Below are 18,879 nucleotides of genomic sequence, written 5' to 3'. Positions count from 1 at the left end.
GTTATTTCTTAATCAGTTTGGCACTAGCGGTTTTGTTTGTATCTGTTTTGACAGTAACCAGATAAGCGCCTTGAATCAGGTTCTGGGTATTGATTTTGGTCACTTTATTCTTGGTTTTAAAATTCTGCAGCTGTCTGCCACCCATATCATACAGGGTAATATCCGCTTCTTTGAAATCAAAGCCAGTTTCTACATACACATAATCGGTTACCGGATTTGGATAGATTTTGATCTCCTGTTTTTTAATGAGCTTATCAATTTGACTGTCGCCGAGCTTTACAATCTTCCAATTCTCTTTTCCAAGTTCTTCGGCACTGGTTCCTGCGAGTAGAATGGAGCCATCTCTGTTGAGTTTGAGATCAGATAATCTTTCTTCTTTCTTTCGGGATTCTCCTTTTACATGTTTTCTCCACTGCTCATTACCATCCTGATTTAAGTACAGCATCCAGAAAGTTTCATCATCACTTTCTATTCTGCCTTCTGCCTGAGTGTAGCCACCAAGTAGAATTCCTTTTGAAGATTTATCATCCGCTGAATGCAGGATGCTCATTCCCATCAGCACATCTCGATTTTTGAAATTGAAAGATTTCTGCCAGATCTCTTCGCCTCTTTCATTGAGTGAAATCAGCCACAGATCGGTTCCTTCTTCAATACCAACAGTTTTATTACCTGATCTTTCGGATCTTGATTCGCCGCCGATAATGTATCCATTTGAAGTCAGGGCTAAGGTTCTTAAATGATCATCACCTTTTCCTCCATAATTCTTTTCCCATTCAACTTTTCCTTCCTTATTGAGTTTGATAATCCAGTAATCTCCTTTACCAAAGTTTTCGGTCTTCTTTGAACCTCCAATATTGCTTCTTGAGTAGATCCCTAACAATGCACCTCCATCTTTCGTTGGAATCATCTTTCAACTTCATCAAGCCCTTTCCCGCCTAAAATCAGTTGTGATAATTCTTTTCCGTTTTTGTCCAGTTTTATGATCAAAGCATCTTTTGAGCCATAACCTTTGCTGGAATTTTGGATATTTCCGGCCACAAAGAATCCAAGGTCTGTAGTCTGAACAACAGCCCGGGCTTCTTCATCAGAAGAACTTCCCAATGTTTTTTGCCAAAGTTCATATCCGAATTCATTGATGCGAATCAGCCAGATGTCAGAACCACCTTTGGAATCATCTTTCTTATCCTTATTTTTTCCGGAATATGAGGTGCCAGAAATTAAAAATCCTCCCTCTTGCGTTGCCACTGTAGCAGATAAAAAATCGTGGTTATTTCCGGAGAAATATTTTCCCAGACCTGGTCACCTTGCTGGTTCAATTTTACTAAATGAAAATCGTAGCCATTGTTTTGGGTATTATCCGTAGAAAGTTTTTTAGATTGTATTGAACTTCCTGTAATAAGGTATTGCTGATCGATGGTGGTGGTTACCTGGCTTAGAAAATCCTGTGTTGAAGACTTAATATCCTTCTGCCACAATACTTCCTGAGCAGATATACCCAAGACTGTGCACATTGAAAGTACACTCGTGTAGAGTTTTCTCATCTATTATGTGTTTTAAAGTTAATGCTAGATTTTATTATATTTCCGAAAATTTAACCTTTATTAAGAGTTAAACAAACTTAATTTATAAGATTTAATATTTATTTCATCAATTCATCATTACGATGATAATACAAATGTATTTCTACACAACGACAAAACGTGACGTATTAAATGATAAATACTGTTATTAATAAAAAAGATACTTTATTTTAATATAGAAATTTTAATCTCCGGAGCAAATCGATTTATTAAATCCGATAAAAAAATAGGAATCAAATTGATTCCTATTTTTTTTGTTTTTCAAGCCAGTCTTCATGCTTCTTTTTGAAAACATCTCGCTTGTAGTTCTGATTTCTTTTAGCGGCATCAATAGAATGTGAAGTATGGATATCTTCGTCTTCTTCAGCAAAATCTGACAGCTTTTCGTAGTATACATGCAGCTGATCCAATTCCTTTTCACTAAGGTCTTCAATATCAACAATACGGTTGCTGGCTTTTTCATGGGCTGCAATTAGTTCATTCAACTTAATCTGAATTGCTTTTGAATCTTTATTCTGGGCTTTCTGGATAAGGAAAACCATCAAAAAAGTAATAATTGTAGTTCCGGTATTAATGACTAACTGCCATGTTTCAGAATAGTGAAAAACAGGCCCCGAAATGGCCCATATGACTACAATAGCCGTTGCTCCGATAAAGGCTGATGAACTGCCCGTAAATTTTGTTGCCCAATTGGAAAATGTCTCAAAAAAATTATTGTTCTTATGACTCATTATTTTATTTTAAAGAATAAATGTATCAAATAATATGATTGTTTTGATACATTTATTCAAAACAATAGAGAAGAATATTATTTTGTCTTTCTAAAATCATCCTTCTATTCTTTGGGCTGTACAAAAAATTTTATTGCAATTCATATTTTCATTTTTCGTAATAAAGAAAAATCGTTTATCACAATGACCGAAAGTATTTTTATGAAGGCAAGAGTTCATATGTGATCTCACTCAAATCTATACCAATAAAAATCCGTCCCTAAAAAGGAACGGATTTTATAATCATTGCAAAGTATGCAGTTATCACACTTTAATTTCTACGTCTACACCGCTTGGTAACTCTAATTTCATTAGAGCATCCACAGTTTTAGAAGAAGAAGAATAGATATCCATCAATCTCTTATGAGCAGAAAGTTGGAACTGTTCTCTAGCTTTTTTGTTAACGTGTGGAGATCTCAATACAGTGAAGATTCTCTTATTTGTAGGTAATGGGATTGGTCCGTTTACAACAGCACCAGTAGCCTTTACCGTTTTTACGATTTTCTCAGCAGACTTGTCTACCAAGTTGTAATCGTAAGATTTTAGTTTTATTCTGATTCTTTGTGACATTTTTCTAATTTAAAAAATTAACCTTTAGCTTTAGCGATAATTTCTTCCGCAACGTTCTGAGGAGTAGCCTGGTACTTCTCTAATTCCATAGAAGAAGTAGCTCTTCCTGATGAAAGTGTTCTTAGAGTAGTAACATAACCAAACATTTCAGAAAGTGGAACTGAACCTTTGATTACAACGGCACCGTTCTTTTCTTCTTGTCCACTGATAGTACCTCTTCTCTTGTTAAGGTCACCAATGATGTTACCCATGTATTCTTCCGGAGTTACAACTTCCAGTTTCATAATAGGCTCCATAATTACTGGCTTAGCAGCACGTCCCGCTTCTTTAAATCCTAATTTAGCAGCTAATTCGAAAGAAAGAGCATCAGAATCCACTGCGTGGAAAGATCCGTCTTTAAGAACTACTTTAATACCTTCAACTTCGAAACCAGCCAATGGACCGTTTTTCATTGCAGCTTTAAAGCCTTTTTCAATAGCAGGAACAAATTCTCTAGGAACGTTACCACCTTTGATCTCGTTAACAAATTCTAGACCGATTTTACCTTCATCTGCTGGTCCTAGTTCGAATACAATGTCAGCAAATTTACCTTTACCACCAGATTGTTTTTTGTAAACTTCTCTGTGTTGGGCAACTCTTGTAAGGTTTTCTTTGTACTCTACCTGAGGTTGTCCTTGGTTTACTTCAACTTTGAATTCTCTTCTCATACGATCTACAAGAATGTCAAGGTGAAGCTCACCCATTCCTGAAATAATCGTTTGACCAGAAGCTTCGTCAGTTTTAACCTGGAAAGTAGGATCTTCTTCAGCTAATTTAGCTAGAGCGTTACCCATTTTATCCTGGTCAGCCTTAGTTTTAGGCTCAACAGCGATACCAATTACCGGATCAGGGAACACCATCGATTCAAGAACGATTGGGTGCTTCTCATCACACATAGTATCACCAGTTTTGATAGATTTGAATCCAACAGCTGCACCAATATCTCCTGCTTCAATATATTCTACAGGATTTTGCTTGTTAGCGTGCATCTGATAAATTCTAGAGATTCTTTCTTTATCTCCTGAACGAGTATTCAAGATATAAGAACCTGCATCTAATCTTCCAGAGTATGCTCTGAAGAATGCTAATCTTCCCACGAATGGGTCAGTAGCAATCTTAAACGCTAAAGCCGCGAAAGGCTCGTTTACGTCTGGTTTTCTTGTAATATCAAGATCTGTTCTTGGATCAGTACCTTTGATATCATCTTTATCCAATGGTGAAGGCAAGTATTTACATACTGCATCCAACATGAACTGTACTCCTTTATTCTTGAATGAAGAACCACAAGTCATTGGGATAATAGATAAATCGATAGTAGCTTTTCTAAGCGCTTCGTTGATTTCTTCTTCAGAGATTGAATCTGGATCTTCGAAGAATTTCTCCATCAAAGTCTCATCGTAGTCAGCTACAGCTTCTACTAATTTCTCTCTGTATTCATGAACTTCAGCCTTCATGTCTTCAGGAATTGGCACTACTTCAAAAGTAGCTCCTTGTCCTGCTTCATCCCAGATGATAGCTCTGTTTTTAATTAAGTCAACAACACCTTTGAAATCTTCTTCAGCACCGATTGGTAAAACGATCGGAACTGCATTAGATCCTAACATTGTCTTAACCTGGTTTACCACGTTAAGGAAGTCAGCACCTTGTCTGTCCATTTTGTTTACGAATCCCATTCTTGCAACTTTGTAGTTGTCAGCAAGTCTCCAGTTTGTTTCAGACTGAGGCTCTACTCCATCTACTGCAGAGAATAAGAATACCAATCCATCTAATACTCTCAAAGATCTGTTTACTTCTACCGTGAAGTCAACGTGTCCCGGTGTATCGATGATGTTGAAGTGGTAAGGTTGAGTTTCAGGTAATTTTTTACCTTGGTCTGTTGGAAAATTCCAAGAACAAGTAGTTGCAGCAGAAGTAATGGTAATACCTCTTTCTGCTTCCTGCTCCATCCAGTCCATTGTAGAAGCACCATCGTGAACTTCACCAATTTTGTGGTTTACACCTGTATAGAATAAGATTCTTTCTGTAGTGGTAGTTTTACCGGCATCAATGTGCGCAGCAATACCAATATTTCTTGTAAATTTAAGATCTCTACTCATTTCTAATTAGAATTTAAAGTGTGAGAAAGCTTTGTTAGCTTCCGCCATTTTGTGAGTATCAGATTTTTTCTTGTAAGCAGCACCTTCTTCTCTAGAAGCAGCTACAACTTCATTAGCCAATTTCAAAGCCATAGACTTATCATTTCTAGCTTTTGAATATTTAATTAACCATTTCATTGCCATAGAAATTTTTCTGTCAGCTCTGATTGGCATAGGAATCTGGAAGTTAGCTCCACCTACTCTTCTAGAACGTACTTCTACGTGAGGCATTACGTTAGTTAATGCATCTTTCCAGATTTCAAGGGCAGTTTTTTCAGTTTCTCCTTTTTTGTTTTCTACGATTTCTAATGCATCATAGAAAATTTTGAATGCGATAGACTTCTTACCGTCTAGCATTAAGTTGTTTACGAATCTCGTTACCAATTGATCATTAAATTTTGGATCTGGTAACAACGGTCTTTTTTTCGCTTTTGTCTTTCTCATTGCTTCTGTACCTTATTTAATGATTATTTTTTCTTTCCTTTAGCTGGCGCAGCTGGTGCCTGACCTGGTTTAGGTCTCTTAGCTCCATACTTCGATCTTCTCTGTGTTCTTCCACTAACACCTGCAGTGTCTAGTGCACCTCTTACGATGTGGTAACGTACTCCCGGTAGGTCTTTCACCCTTCCGCCTCTTACCAATACTATCGAGTGCTCTTGAAGATTATGTCCTTCGCCCGGGATGTAGGCGTTGACTTCTTTTCCGTTAGAAAGTCTTACCCTTGCAACTTTTCTAAGTGCAGAGTTAGGTTTCTTAGGAGTGGTAGTATATACTCTCGTACATACACCTCGTCTTTGTGGACAAGAATCAAGGGCAGCTGATTTGCTCTTCTTGGCAAGCGTGGCTCTTCCTTTTCTTACTAATTGTTGAATAGTAGGCATTTAATTGCTTTTTATTTTAAGGTGCAAAAATAGTAATATTTTTTCAATTGGCAAACAGTTATCTGTAAATAATCTGATTTATTAAAAATTAATTAACAGCGAGTTACGTTTAATCCATCAATCTGACCGTTACGTTTTTATCCCAGTTAAATTTCCGGATATTGTTTTTCAAAAGTTCAAGATTAGCTGTATCAATAGAATAGATCGATACTTCCAGCTGGGCGACCGTTATTTTATTTTTAATCTTAAGTACCGCAGCTTTCTTCCAGTTTTTAGGAATATGTCCATTAAGCCATGCATCATAAACCACTGCTATTTCGTATTTATTTGCAAGGCTGTATTGGGTAAGGAAATCCTCGAATTTTTGGTCAAATTTCTTTTTATTTTCATTAAAAGGAATGGTTTCTTTAGATCCTAAGCCGGCAATGTCTAATAAATGAATATCCGTATAATAAGTAATTGCCCCAATATCATTGGCCACTACTTTAGATGTATTATAATAGGTATGTAAAAAATTTGCTGACTGCACTTGCTGTTCATAGATGTTTTTCCCACCGTTATCAATAATCTGGTGAGCCACCCAGCTTTTGTAGATCATCAGTAAAACATTCATTGCAATAAGCAGACTGATGAAAATTTCTTTTCTGCAATATTTTTTAGCATCAATGAAAATATCTTTTACTTTTGGAATAAGCACCATGGAAAATCCAACAAGAAGATAGGCCTCGTAGCGGAAGAGCCCTTTAAAATCTGCAAACATGGAATGACAAATGATGGTCAGAGAAAATACGATGAGAAAAAAGTTGTTTTGAACCGCTTCCTGAAAAGTTTTGCTTTTGAAATCTCTATAGATAAAGATAGCACACAACAGAACAGGGAAAAACCCTACTTTATAAAAGCTTATGTTCAATAAAAGGTTGTCAACAACAATGGTTTTAACCTGCATTAAAAAATGGGAATCGAAACTCAGCTTGGTTCCTTTTACCACGACAGAATTGGGGAAAAAGTAGCCATCCTGCTGATAATTAAAGTAACAGAAAATAATAATCGGAATAAATCCTGCCAATAACACCCCTACAGCATCCTTCCCTCTTTTAAGCACCATCAAAACAAAAGCCAATACCACAAAATAAAACATACTTTCGAAGCGCATCAGCCCCATCAGCAGCAGCGTACTATAAAATCCCGCCACTGCCCATTTATTCTGATCCCATTTGAGGAAACAAAAAATATTAACAATGAACAGAAATACCTGAAAGATATGTTCCATCCCGGCAAGCAGCTGCAAATGCAGCACCGCGAAAAATACAGTGAACAATACGGCTATCACTATTTTTTTTACTTCATTGAAAATTTCTGCATAATACTGCGAAAGGAAATAAAGAATTCCAACACTGAAAATCATATTAAAATACAGCGGAATCTGGTCATTATTACCGAATATTTTAATTAAAACACTCAGGAGAAAAGTGAATAAAGGGGAAGAAGAGGTGGAAGAAAACTGATATCGTGTAATTCCCCAGATATGATGAAGTGCAAAATTTTTGGCTACTGCCAGATGAATATAAGTATCATCCAGAACGTACACATAATGTCCTCCCGTCTTTGAAACCGAATTCACATAATATAATAAACACACCACCACAAAAACGGCAAATGACATAAAAAAACTCCTTAGTCCTATATTTCGGAATGACTGCATTTTAAGATCAATTATAAAAATATCAAAGATAAGTATCATCAATTATAAACCTTCATTTTCGGCATGATATTTACTAAATTTGTGGTACACAATAAATAAACTATCTATATGAAGAATGCAAGTATTATCGGTTTACAGGAAACCGACTGTAAAAATATTTCAGAAAAGCTTAACGTCCTTTTAGCTAACTATTCTGTGTTTTATCAAAATACAAGAGGTTCGCACTGGAACATCAAAGGAGATCAGTTTTTCACTCTTCACCCGAAATTTGAAGAGTTGTACAACAGTCTTGTCTTAAAAATTGATGAGATCGCTGAAAGGATTCTAACGCTGGGTGCAACGCCTGCCCATAACTATTCTGATTATCTTAAAGTATCTACGATTAAGGAAAGTAAAGAAGTGAGCGACGGTACAAAAAGTGTTGAGAATATTTTAAATTCTTTCAAGGTGGTACTGGATTTACAAAGAGAATTACTAGAGATTACTGATACAGCTGGTGATGAGGGAACCAACTCGCAAATGAGCGACTATATTACAGAGCAGGAAAAAGAAGTATGGATGTATAACTCTTATCTTGGGAAGTAATTATCTTTAAACTCTTTTAATCTTTTCCTTAAATAAGGTATGTCACTTTTTGTAACAGCATAAAAATTGACATACCTTATATTAGGATTTCTGAAATTACTCATTTTCCATTTTCCCACCAAAACCCAATTTTTGGGAATTTGTCCCACAAACCATTCCGGATATATTGCAGCAATTCGCGCATTTTTACGGTTACTCAATTCTCCCATAAAATATGAAAAATCATTCTTACCAAAGTTTTTATATTTATATTTTGCAATATCTGTACTACCCAATCCATACATATCTAAAACTTCAATATTCGTAAAATAGGTGATTGCGCCAATATCATTGGCTACGATTGTTTCAGAATGATAATACTTTTTTAAAAACTGTGCGAGTTTATATTGATTGTAGTAAAGATTTTTAGAATCAGTATATAAAACCGGATGGTACCAATACATTTTGAATAGCCCAAAAACTACTGAGTAGCCTATAAATAAAACAGCAGAAAGTTTAGGAATAGAGAAATCTGAAGTTTTAAGATAATAATCACAAATTTTAACTAAAATAAAAAGATAGGCAATCATCAAATAATTTTCATATCTAAATGTCATTATTCCAAAAATGAGCTGTCCGTAAGATGTAAGCAAAATTATGATTGGCAATGCTTCCATTTCAAGAACTCTTTGAAGTTTTAAATTTCTATATCTGGAAAAAGCATATATAAAATAAAATATACTGAAAGGAAGTAAATATTTGATATAATCCACACTCAAAAACTTGCTTTTCAAAATTGTTATAAAACTTTGTACATCTGAAACATGAAAATTACTTTTGACAAGTACTGAATTTGGAAAAAACAAACCTCCCATAAGAAGAGAGTATAGTCCATAAATAATTATAGGGAAAAATCCGACAAGACCAATCAACAAACCCTGTCTAAATTTCTTCTGACCTATAAAAACAAAAATAACGGCAGAAATGAAGAACATACTTTCAAATCTTACTGCTCCGAGAAAAAAAACAACTATTAATAAATGCGAGAAAGCCTTTACATTTCCTAAAGCTAATTTATTATAAAAAATAAAAAACAAAACTATTAGGAATATATGAATGGTATGCTCCATTCCTAATATAGAGGAAAGATAAATCATTGCTAACGGCTGTAACAGAAGAGCAAAAAACAGAGCAAACTTCTTTCCATATTGAAGGACAACAAAATTGGTTGCGTAAAAACTTGTTAAAACCCCAAACGTAAGATTAATAAACAAAGGATAATAAGATGAATCTCCAAAAACTTTTATTAAAAGGCTCAAAAAAAAACTATATAATATAGATGAAGATGCCGGATCAAATGAATTTGAGTTGATAGAAAATAAAAACTTATCAGCTATATTTTTTGCTACCTCCAAATGAATATAAACATCGTCAACAGGATAAAAATAGCCTACACCTTTTGGCAAAGAAAGAATCTCCGAAACTAAGTAAAAAAAATAGCCTAATAGAAAAACAAAAACACTTATAAATCCGTACTTTTTCATTTTACTGCCTAAATAAATATGTAGAACAAAATTAAATTATAATTATTAAACTTTGTTATAAAAAAATATCTGCATTAACCTTTAACTCAATACTCGACAATGATTTTTACAGCATTATGCAAAATACCACTGTAAAATTACGCATAGATCAAACTCTCAAATGAGCGAATATATTACCGAACAGGAGAAAGAAGTTTGGATATACAATTCTTATCTTGGAATATAACTCCATTAAAAGCATGGAAATATTTCAAAAAAATCGTCTTACATTTAGACGATTTTTATTTTTAATTACTATATTTGCGTTAAAATTACACAATATGCACGACGTACGATTAAACTCTATACTGGACAATGATTTCTATAAGATAACCATGCAAAATGCAGTGGTAAAATTATTTCCAAGCTCCATTGTAAAATATGAATTTATCAATAGAGGAAAACATCATTTCCCGGCTGGTTTTGATGCGGCCTTGAGGGAAGCTGTCACCAAAATGGCTGAGCTCAAGCTTACGAAGGATGAAAAAAAATTCATGGCAAGAACCTGCCCATATCTGGATCTTCCTTATCTGGATTTTTTAGAAGGTTATCATTATGATCCGTCTGAAGTAAAAATCCATCAGGAAGGAAGCGACCTAACCGTTACCGTTGAAGGACTTTGGTACAGAACGATTTTATGGGAAGTCCCATTATTGGCTTTAATCAGCGAACTTCATTACGAGATGAATCATATGGAAAGGGATTCCAACGAAGTAGTAATGAGCAAAACGATTGAAAAAGCAGATTCACTGGCAAGACTTGGAGTTACTTTTGCCGAATTCGGGACCAGAAGAAGACATTCTTATAAGGTTCAGAATTTGGTTATGGAAGCTCTTACGCAAAAGAGAGAATCTACCTTCATAGGAAGTTCCAACGTTCATTTTGCAATGAAATACAATGTAAAACCTATAGGAACCCATGCCCACGAATGGTTCATGTTCCATGCTGCGGAATATGGTTTCAAAATGGCCAACGAACTGGCATTAGAACACTGGGTAGATGTCTACAGAGGAGATCTTGGAGTGGCTCTTTCTGATACATATACTACGGATGTTTTCTTTCAGCAGTTTGATAAAAAATTCGCCAAACTTTTTGACGGTGTGCGTCATGACAGCGGAGACGCTCTTGAATTTGCCGACAAAACGATTGCCCACTATCAAAAGAACGGAATCAATCCTTTATTCAAATACATCATCTTTTCTGATGCCTTAAATCTGGAAAAAGTAGAAGAAATCACCAATTATTGTAAAGGGAAAATAGGCGTATCATTTGGGATCGGAACCAACCTCACTAATGATGTAGGACTAAAACCGATGAATATTGTAATGAAATTAATCGGAGTACAGGCTTCCAACAAAGAATGGATTCCTACCGTAAAACTATCTGACGAACACGGAAAATATACCGGAGATCCAAAAATGATTGAACTGGCTAAAGAGTTTTTAAGAATTAAAGATTAAATTAGATTTCAGATCGTAGACTGATAAAACCAATGCTATGAAATTAAAAATTTATGTATCCCTTAGTATTTTGATCGCCTCATTATCTTTTGCTCAGGTAAAGAAAACAGAAAAGCCGGCATTCAACCAGGAGCTGGCTACTTCTCTGGGTGCAGATCAATATGGAATGAAAGCATACACCATCGTGATGCTTACCACAGGAACTACAAAGATTGAAGATAAGGCCAAGATGGGCGAATTGATGAAAGGCCATATGTCCAATATTGGGAAACTGGCAGATGAAGGTAAAATTCTTGTGGCAGGGCCATTTTTAGAAAAAAATAAAGAAAACTATCGGGGCATGTTTATCTTCAACACCAAATCTAAAGAGGAAGCAGAAGCATGGGTAAAAACCGACCCCGCAGTACAAGCCGGTGTTTTCAGTTATGAAATTTTCCCGTGGTACGGATCTGCTGCACTGCCTCTTTATTTGAAACATCACCAAGAAATCGCAAAGGAAAATCCGTAAAATGGGCTTTTACAGTAATTTTTCAGAACAGGATCTGATTATATCTTATACGAATCAAATTGATCACCAGGGTAAGGCAAATAAAGAAATCTTAGAAGAAATCGCAGCCAGGGGTTCTCTGGAAAGTTTTCATGCTATTATTGAAAAGCAAAACGAAATACAAAATGAAAGGAACAGAATTATCCGGGAAATTCATCAGTATTTTATGGATAAACAATCACAAAACGAGTGTTTATCAAAAATAAAATCTGATATCCTATCCCGGGAAGACATTCACCTTCTTGTTCGAGCAAAATACAGTCAAATACACAAGAATGTTGAGAACTTAAAAGTCGATTCAAAAACAATACTATACAGTTTGATTGGTGCTATCATTGCATCAGTCATTAGTACCATTGTTATTCTCCTCATTCTTTATCAATTTATTTTTCTGTCAGTTTTTGCCTTTTCATTGCTCATTCCTGCCTATATTATGAATTATTGGATAATACGTTTAATTACAGGGAAAACCAGAGTTAATTTAGCTGTATTTATCGCTTCATTTTTAGCAACTGTACTTAATGGTGTCTATTTCTTTTTAGTTATAAACAGCACCCATTAAAATTCAGTAATCTACTTTAAAGAAAAACAGATTTTACCAATACAATTTAAATTCGCATTTTTGTAAAAATACCCGTTATGGAAAAAGAAAAATTACGCAGATTAAGAAAGCAAAAAGGCTTTACCCAACAGCAAATTGCGGATGCAATTGCTACCGATCTGTCTAACTACAGCAGAAAAGAAACTGGTGATGTAAGAATTATAAGAGAGGAATGGGAAAAAATTGCAAAATTTATGGACGTTCCTTTAGAAGAAATTTACCAGGAGGAAGAGGCTACAATCATTATAAATAATGAAAATAACACGGTAAGCGATCAAGCTGGTTTTTACAATATCAATGGAAATAATAGTAATAATTATAATATCCCGAATTCAGTTATTGATAACCTTCAGGAATATATCACGTTACTAAAAGAAGAAATTGCAAGACTTAAGGAAAAGAAAAAATAAGCGTATATTCTCTTAAAACCGAAAACAAATGGGCTTATTATCTAACATTCTCTGGGCTTTTCAGAAGAAGAATTACAATAGTATCGAGGATTTCAATAAGGAAATCACAGACTATCAGACCCTGATTTTAAAAGAAAAGGCATCCTGGGAACCTTACAAACTTGTAATAGATGCGCCTGAAATAAACGTATTCTATGAAGCGTGGATCAAAGGAAAAGAAGATATGGCGGCCAATGAAACATTATTGGGGGACGAAAGTGATGTATTTAGCGAAGATAATAGTGACGATGGCATGTTTCAGGTAGAGCTTTGTGCAAAGCTGAAAGCAAGCAATTATACCAACTTCCCCGCCCTTGATTTACTGTATCAACTACAAAATCAGGTCAGTAATAAAGAACTCGGTGATCATATATTTTTTGAAGGTCTCACTCCACAAGACAATGAAGAAGAAAAAAACAATATACCATCATATTATATGTACTGCGGAAGCTGAATACAACAATATTTCATTCTCATCACTGAACAAAATATAAATAAATCAATATGCACCATCATGGTGATTTATTTTTTACTACCTTAGAGGTTCATTTTCAGATTTATACAAATTAAAACCAACAAAAAATTAATTCCATGAAAAAGAACTCAACAAAACTTTCAAGAACAGAACTGAAAGAGGTATTCGGCGGGTATTTATATCCGGCACCATGCCCCGGAGGATGTCCTGGCGAAGCCATGATTAAATGTCCTGACGGCTCCACCACTATGACTAATTTCGTATGCATGGGGAATAGATGCGAACCGGCCGCCATGTGCAAACCATTGGTGCTTGAGCCTTTTCCGGATCCGATTACCATCACTCCTTAATCTGATCAACACCAATACAGTGAGCTTTTCCGGCTCACTTTTTCATGATCAAAAAGATCATTCTATTCGTTTTCAAACCAATACACCACTGATGACAGGTTTTTATTATCTTTAAATAAACAAAAACCCGCCATGAAAACCATTGAAGAAGTTCTGCAAAAACTGGATACTATCATCATCTGGTGCAAAGAAAACCAAAGCCCTGCCGGATATTTTGCCTGTACATACCGGATTATGACCGCTCAGGTATTAAAAGGAATTCAACAGAAAAAATTTGAAGACAATCCCAGAATGACTATGCTTGACCTCGCGTTTGCGCAGCGATATCTGGATGCCTGGGAAAACTACAATAAGGGTAAAAAATGTTCAAACGCCTGGTATCTTGCTTTTGAAGCTGCAAAAAATAAAAACCTTCTCATCCTACAGCACATTTTCTTAGGGATGAATGCCCATATCAATCTGGATCTTGGAATTTCAGAGGCTTCTGTTATGCCTTACCGAAAGATTAATCCGCTAAAAAAGGATTTTGAAAACATTAATACGGTGATTGCTTCCATTAATCAGAAAGTGCAGGATTCTTTGAACAAAATCTGCTATCCGGTTGATCTGATTGATAAACTTTCTAACGGCAATGATAATGTGGTGCTGGATTTCGCGATCTCCAGAGCCAGAGACACTTCCTGGGCTACAGCAGTTATTGCTTCCAACACTCCCAACTTTTTACAGGAATCTGTCATTACCATTGTAGATTATGCCGCCGCTAAAGTAGCCACTCAAATATTAAACCCAAAGCTCCTTACCCCCGCTTTAATGAAAGAATTAAAGAAATGCGAAAGCAGTGATGTAGTGAAAAACATTGAAATCTTAGCATCAACGAAAACCGTTTAATCACAAAAATTGCCGGAACAATCAATCGTTCCGGCAATAAAAAAAACTAACAAGGGTATTCAAAACTTATTCAGTTTCAACATATTTTTTACGGTAGGCATAGTAAAATATAATCGGCAATATGGTGAATGATAACAGCATACAGATAATCAATCCTCCTACAATCATAATGGCCAGCGGTTTTTGAATTTCAGAACCCATTCCATTGGATATGGCTGCCGGGAATAATCCCATTGATCCCATTAATGCAATCATTACAACCGGACGAATTCTACTCTTCACCCCCTCTGCAATTGCTTTCTTTAGCGGTATCTTATGCTGTAAATTTTCTTTCATCACGCCAATTAGTACAATTCCGTCAATGGTAGCGACTCCGAAAAGAATGATAAATCCTATTCCTGCAGAAATCCCGAAAATAGTTCCCGTTAACCAAAGGGATAAAAACCCACCGATAAATGCAAACGCCAGCGTTACCGAAGAGATCAGCGTATCTTTCATATTTCCAAAGTTGAAATACAGCAGCATCAGGATAAGCACCAATGAGATAGGAACTACCATTGCCAGCTGTTTCGCCGCTCTTTCTTTGCTTTCAAATTCTCCGGCCCACGTCATTTTATGATTACTCGGAATGTGAACATCTTTAGCAACTTTCGCTTTTGCTTCAGCAATCGTACTTCCCAAATCGCGCCCTTCAATATTGAATCCTACCCCAATGTATCTGCTGTTTCCTTCCCGGTAAATAAATGAAGGTCCGGTATGATAATCGATGGTGGCAATTTCTTTCAACGGTACTTTTTTATTGTCTTTAGTAGGAATCAGGATATTCCCTATTTTTTCAGGGTTGTCACGGTACTGTTTTTCAAATCTGAGCATGACATCAAACATTCTTTCTTCTTCGTAGAACTTTGTGGCAGCCTGCCCGCCAATCGTCATTTCAATGACAGCCTGAGCATCTGCGGTGGAAACTCCGTATTTGGCCATTTTAGAATCATGAAGCTGAATCCTTAATTCCGGGAGTCCGATATTTTTAAAGACATTCACATCAGCAATTCCGGGTACTGTTTTAATGGAATTGGCTACCTGATTGGCATAATTTTCCAGCTGGAAGAGATCGTTTCCAAAAATCTTAATCACCAGCGGAGCTTTTACCCCTGCTACATATTCTTCAACATTATCCTGAATCGGCTGGCTGAACCCGAAATTAATTCCCGGATATTTTTCTAAGGACATTCTCATTTCTTCCAGAAGGTCGTCTTTCGATATTTTTTTCTTCCACTCACCTACCGGTTTCAACTGGATATTAAACTCAATATTAAAAAATCCGGTTGGATCTGTTCCGTCGTTGGGACGTCCGGTCTGAGTCATTACAAACTGTACTTCATCATACGTCATTAAGACCTTCTTCATTTCTTTCGTTAGCCGTACCGACTCATCCAGATTGACACTATTGGGAAGGGTGGCCCGGACATAAATAGCTCCTTCATTAAGCTTAGGTAAAAATTCTGAACCATAATTGGAAAATTTCCATCCGCAGACTGCCAGTAACAGCACGAAACCTAACATAAATCCTTTGCGGTAACGATCACTGAACCTGTAAAATTTAAACATGTTTACTCTAAAGAAACGGGAAATGAAATTCTCTTTTTCTTCAATATTTTTGGTGAGTAAAAGTTTACACATTGCCGGAACATACGTTAAACTTAGAATTAAAGATCCCAGCAATGCATACCCTAGTGTAAATGCCAGGGGAGAAAACATTTTCCCTTCTACCTTCTGGAAAGAGAAAATAGGCATCAGTGCTACAATCAAAATCAATAATGCAAAGAAAATATATCCGGCTACGCTGCCTGCACTTTTCTTGATAATTCCAAGTTTGGACATTTTATTGAAGCGTTCCAATCCAATTTTCTTGGCTTTGAGCTCGAGGGCAACAAAAACATGTTCTACAATCACCAGTGTTCCTTCGAGGAGAAGTCCAAAATCAAGCGCACCCATTGAAATTAAGTTAGCCGGAAGCCCCTGAATTTTCAGCATAATGATCGCAAACAAAAATGCCAGCGGAATAACCGACGCTACAATAAATGTGGTTCTCCAGTTATATAAAAAGATAAATACAATGATAGAAACAAGGATAATTCCTTCTACCAGGTTTTTAGAAACGGTATGCACGGTGGTATTCACCAGTTCTGTACGATCGATGATGGGAAGAATTTTAACATCACCCGGTAATTCACCGCCGTTTAATTCTGTAATTCTATCTTTCAGCCTGCCAATCACTTCACTAGGGTTTTCCCCACGAAGCATAATAACTATTCCTTCTACAACATCATCTTCTTTGTTGTAGCCTACCTGCCCCAGTCTTGGCTTTGCTGAAACTTTCACTTCAGCCACATGCTTTACTAAAATAGGCGTTGATCCTTTTACCTCAATCTGAATATTTTCAATATCTTCCTTACTTTCCAACAGTCCAATTCCTCGGACTACATAAGCCTGGTCGCCTTTTGAAACTACATCTCCGCCGACATTGATATTGCTTTTAGAAACTGCTTCATACACATCAAGCGGCGAAAGATCATAATTGTGTAATTCTGTTGGATTAATTTTAATTTCATACGTTTTTTCTTCGCCACCAAAACTTACCACGTCTGCCACTCCGGGAACTGCGAGCAACTCTCTTTCAATCACCCAATCCTGAATGGATGTTAATTCTTTAATCGGCAGCTTACTTTTAATAATATACCGGTAAATTTCTCCAGTGGCTCCGGATGGAGGTTCTATACTGTAATCGGCACCATCCGGAAGTTTCACATTTCCTAACCGGTTGGAAGCATATTGCTGGGCATAAAAATCGTCTACGTGATCATCAAAAATCACCGTCACAACAGATAATCCAAATAATGAGATGGACCGTACCGAAGTTTTATTCGGGATGGTATTCATCTCCTTGGAAATCGGGAGCGTAACGAATTTTTCTATTTCTTCGGCACTTCTTCCCGGCCACTGGGTAATCACCCGCACTCTTGTATTCGTAACATCAGGAAAAGCTTCAATAGGTGTATGGATATAAGAATAAATTCCACCTACCAACAACACAAATGTTCCCAACAGAACGAGTAAAGAATTTTTTAACGAGAAAGAAACTATATTCTGAACAAATTTTCGCATTACTTCGTAGGATTATTGGATTGGTTTTTCATGTTTTCGTAGATGAGCAATCCGTTGGAAGCAATTACCGTTTCCCCCTGCTTCAAATCTCCTTCTACATAAATATTCCGGCTGTTGGAAGCCACTTCAGTCACCGCCCTTACTTCCAGTGCACAATCTTTTTTATAGACAATCACGTAACTTTGATTGTTATCAAAAATCAATGCCTTTTCCGGAATTGCCAGGGCACTTTTATTCTGTGCATTTACCGGAAGTACAATATCTGCAGACATTCCCGGTCTCAGCCTCATATGATGATTGTCCATAATAATTTTAGCCTTCAGCACCCTTTCATTTTCATTAAAAACCTGTGAAATGGAATTGATTTTGCCTGAAAAATTTTCATCAGGATACGCCAGTGTTTTTACTACTACTGGCTGATCGACGTATACATGCCTCATATTGGTAGCATACACATTCGCCATTACCCAAACCTTCTCCAGATTTGAAATGGTAAAAAGCTGATCACCACCGGCTGTTACAGGCATTCCGCTGGATATATTTTTCGAAATAACATATCCGTCTGCCGGTGATTTAATCTGAATCGTGCTGCTGCCTGCAGAATATAGCTCTCTGTTTTTTCTTATTTTCAACACATTAGACTGTAGGATTTCAACTTCTGATCTGGCTTCCTGCAAGTCTTTTTGGGAAGCAATATCATCTTTGTACATGGATTCTACGGAGGCTAATTTTCTTTTAGCAACTGCCAGCTGTGCCTGTAAAGTTTTGGTATCATCCTGCATTTCATTCACGGAAACACTTTTTACCGAAGCCAGCACCTGCCCTTTCTTCACATAAGCTCCCAATGAAAAATAGGTTTCCGTCACTACTCCGTCGACAAGGCTTACAAAAGGAACCGTCTTATCAGAATTGCTTTCCACTTCGCCAGTCAGGGTAATACTTTCTTCTATGGGCAGCATCGTTACTTCCGCCAGTTTCAGATCTTTTTTAAGTTCTTTACCAATACAGTAGTTTTGAACTCCGGGTTCTTCATTTTTTTCTTTTCCGGCACAGTCTGTGAGAGCAATCATTGCCAAAAATCCCGCTGCTGCCATATATTGAGTCGATTTCATTTTCATAT

At 36.4% G+C, this 18,879-nt stretch carries 20 protein-coding genes; 8 read left to right on the top strand and 12 right to left on the bottom strand.

Features of this window, described 5'->3' with window-relative positions; all coding sequences use genetic code 11:
- Window position 1 precedes the first annotated feature (1 nt).
- The 9 genes from SB679_RS05160 to SB679_RS05120 form a co-directional block, all read right to left on the bottom strand.
- Window positions 2–907 (bottom strand): T9SS type A sorting domain-containing protein, encoded by a 906-nt coding sequence (locus SB679_RS05160; RefSeq protein ID WP_410701155.1) that lies wholly within the window; start codon window positions 905–907, stop codon window positions 2–4.
- Window positions 904–1,245, bottom strand: a complete 342-nt coding sequence (locus tag SB679_RS05155) for a hypothetical protein (protein WP_410701153.1) — start codon at window positions 1,243–1,245, stop codon at window positions 904–906. The genes SB679_RS05160 and SB679_RS05155 overlap by 4 nt, the downstream gene beginning before the upstream one ends.
- Entirely contained in the window at window positions 1,218–1,541 is a 324-nt protein-coding gene (locus SB679_RS05150) for a hypothetical protein (protein ID WP_410701151.1), read from the bottom strand. The genes SB679_RS05155 and SB679_RS05150 overlap by 28 nt, the downstream gene beginning before the upstream one ends.
- A 284-nt stretch (window positions 1,542–1,825) precedes the next feature.
- Window positions 1,826–2,311 (bottom strand): low affinity iron permease family protein, encoded by a 486-nt coding sequence (locus SB679_RS05145; protein WP_410701149.1) that lies wholly within the window; start codon window positions 2,309–2,311, stop codon window positions 1,826–1,828.
- Window positions 2,312–2,614: 303 nt separating this feature from the next.
- Complete coding sequence (gene rpsJ, locus SB679_RS05140; protein ID WP_002661363.1) at window positions 2,615–2,920, bottom strand: 30S ribosomal protein S10; 306 nt, start codon at window positions 2,918–2,920, stop codon at window positions 2,615–2,617.
- Window positions 2,921–2,937: 17 nt separating this feature from the next.
- On the bottom strand, window positions 2,938–5,055 hold the full coding sequence (fusA, locus tag SB679_RS05135) for an elongation factor G (protein WP_410701148.1): 2,118 nt from the start codon (window positions 5,053–5,055) through the stop codon (window positions 2,938–2,940).
- A gap of 6 nt (window positions 5,056–5,061) precedes the next feature.
- A complete protein-coding gene (gene rpsG / locus SB679_RS05130) occupies window positions 5,062–5,538 on the bottom strand; it encodes a 30S ribosomal protein S7 (RefSeq protein ID WP_034684795.1) in 477 nt (158 codons plus the stop codon).
- Window positions 5,539–5,561: 23 nt separating this feature from the next.
- On the bottom strand, window positions 5,562–5,975 hold the full coding sequence (gene rpsL, locus SB679_RS05125) for a 30S ribosomal protein S12 (RefSeq protein ID WP_034708259.1): 414 nt from the start codon (window positions 5,973–5,975) through the stop codon (window positions 5,562–5,564).
- 109 nt (window positions 5,976–6,084) lie between these two features.
- Window positions 6,085–7,638, bottom strand: a complete 1,554-nt coding sequence (locus SB679_RS05120; RefSeq protein ID WP_410701146.1) for a hypothetical protein — start codon at window positions 7,636–7,638, stop codon at window positions 6,085–6,087.
- A gap of 147 nt (window positions 7,639–7,785) precedes the next feature.
- Between SB679_RS05120 and SB679_RS05115 the strand changes: the two genes are divergently transcribed.
- The gene (locus tag SB679_RS05115; RefSeq protein ID WP_410701145.1) at window positions 7,786–8,262 is read left to right on the top strand and encodes a Dps family protein; all 477 of its coding nucleotides are present in this window, start codon (window positions 7,786–7,788) and stop codon (window positions 8,260–8,262) included.
- Here the strand turns inward: SB679_RS05115 and SB679_RS05110 are convergent.
- Entirely contained in the window at window positions 8,247–9,785 is a 1,539-nt protein-coding gene (locus tag SB679_RS05110) for a hypothetical protein (protein WP_410701143.1), read from the bottom strand. The genes SB679_RS05115 and SB679_RS05110 overlap by 16 nt on opposite strands.
- Window positions 9,786–10,105: 320 nt before the next feature.
- Between SB679_RS05110 and pncB the strand changes: the two genes are divergently transcribed.
- The 7 genes from pncB to SB679_RS05075 all read left to right on the top strand — a co-directional run bounded on the left by pncB (window position 10,106) and on the right by SB679_RS05075 (window position 14,594).
- Window positions 10,106–11,284, top strand: a complete 1,179-nt coding sequence (pncB, locus tag SB679_RS05105) for a nicotinate phosphoribosyltransferase (RefSeq protein WP_410701141.1) — start codon at window positions 10,106–10,108, stop codon at window positions 11,282–11,284.
- 37 nt (window positions 11,285–11,321) lie between these two features.
- Window positions 11,322–11,792: a YciI family protein gene (locus tag SB679_RS05100; protein ID WP_410701139.1), complete on the top strand. Its 471-nt coding sequence runs from the start codon at window positions 11,322–11,324 to the stop codon at window positions 11,790–11,792.
- A gap of 1 nt (window position 11,793) precedes the next feature.
- Window positions 11,794–12,393 (top strand): hypothetical protein, encoded by a 600-nt coding sequence (locus SB679_RS05095; RefSeq protein WP_410701138.1) that lies wholly within the window; start codon window positions 11,794–11,796, stop codon window positions 12,391–12,393.
- Between the two features lie 77 nt (window positions 12,394–12,470).
- Entirely contained in the window at window positions 12,471–12,842 is a 372-nt protein-coding gene (locus tag SB679_RS05090; RefSeq protein WP_410701136.1) for a helix-turn-helix transcriptional regulator, read from the top strand.
- Between the two features lie 28 nt (window positions 12,843–12,870).
- Entirely contained in the window at window positions 12,871–13,335 is a 465-nt protein-coding gene (locus tag SB679_RS05085; RefSeq protein WP_410701134.1) for a hypothetical protein, read from the top strand.
- A gap of 137 nt (window positions 13,336–13,472) precedes the next feature.
- A complete protein-coding gene (locus SB679_RS05080) occupies window positions 13,473–13,706 on the top strand; it encodes a hypothetical protein (protein WP_131368435.1) in 234 nt (77 codons plus the stop codon).
- 132 nt (window positions 13,707–13,838) lie between these two features.
- Window positions 13,839–14,594, top strand: a complete 756-nt coding sequence (locus SB679_RS05075) for a DUF5995 family protein (protein WP_410701132.1) — start codon at window positions 13,839–13,841, stop codon at window positions 14,592–14,594.
- A 66-nt stretch (window positions 14,595–14,660) separates the two neighbouring features.
- Here the strand turns inward: SB679_RS05075 and SB679_RS05070 are convergent, their stop codons facing one another.
- Window positions 14,661–17,759 carry an efflux RND transporter permease subunit gene (locus SB679_RS05070; RefSeq protein ID WP_410701130.1) on the bottom strand — a complete coding sequence of 1,033 codons (3,099 nt, stop codon included), beginning with the start codon at window positions 17,757–17,759 and terminating at the stop codon, window positions 14,661–14,663.
- The gene (locus SB679_RS05065; protein WP_410701128.1) at window positions 17,759–18,877 is read right to left on the bottom strand and encodes an efflux RND transporter periplasmic adaptor subunit; all 1,119 of its coding nucleotides are present in this window, start codon (window positions 18,875–18,877) and stop codon (window positions 17,759–17,761) included. The genes SB679_RS05070 and SB679_RS05065 overlap by 1 nt, the downstream gene beginning before the upstream one ends.
- Window positions 18,878–18,879 lie beyond the last annotated feature (2 nt).

The organism is Chryseobacterium sp. SIMBA_029, assembly GCF_046535275.1.
In the GTDB taxonomy this organism is placed as follows: domain Bacteria; phylum Bacteroidota; class Bacteroidia; order Flavobacteriales; family Weeksellaceae; genus Chryseobacterium.
Note: the sequence above shows the minus strand (reverse complement) of the source record. Positions and strands in the feature narration are given on the sequence as shown.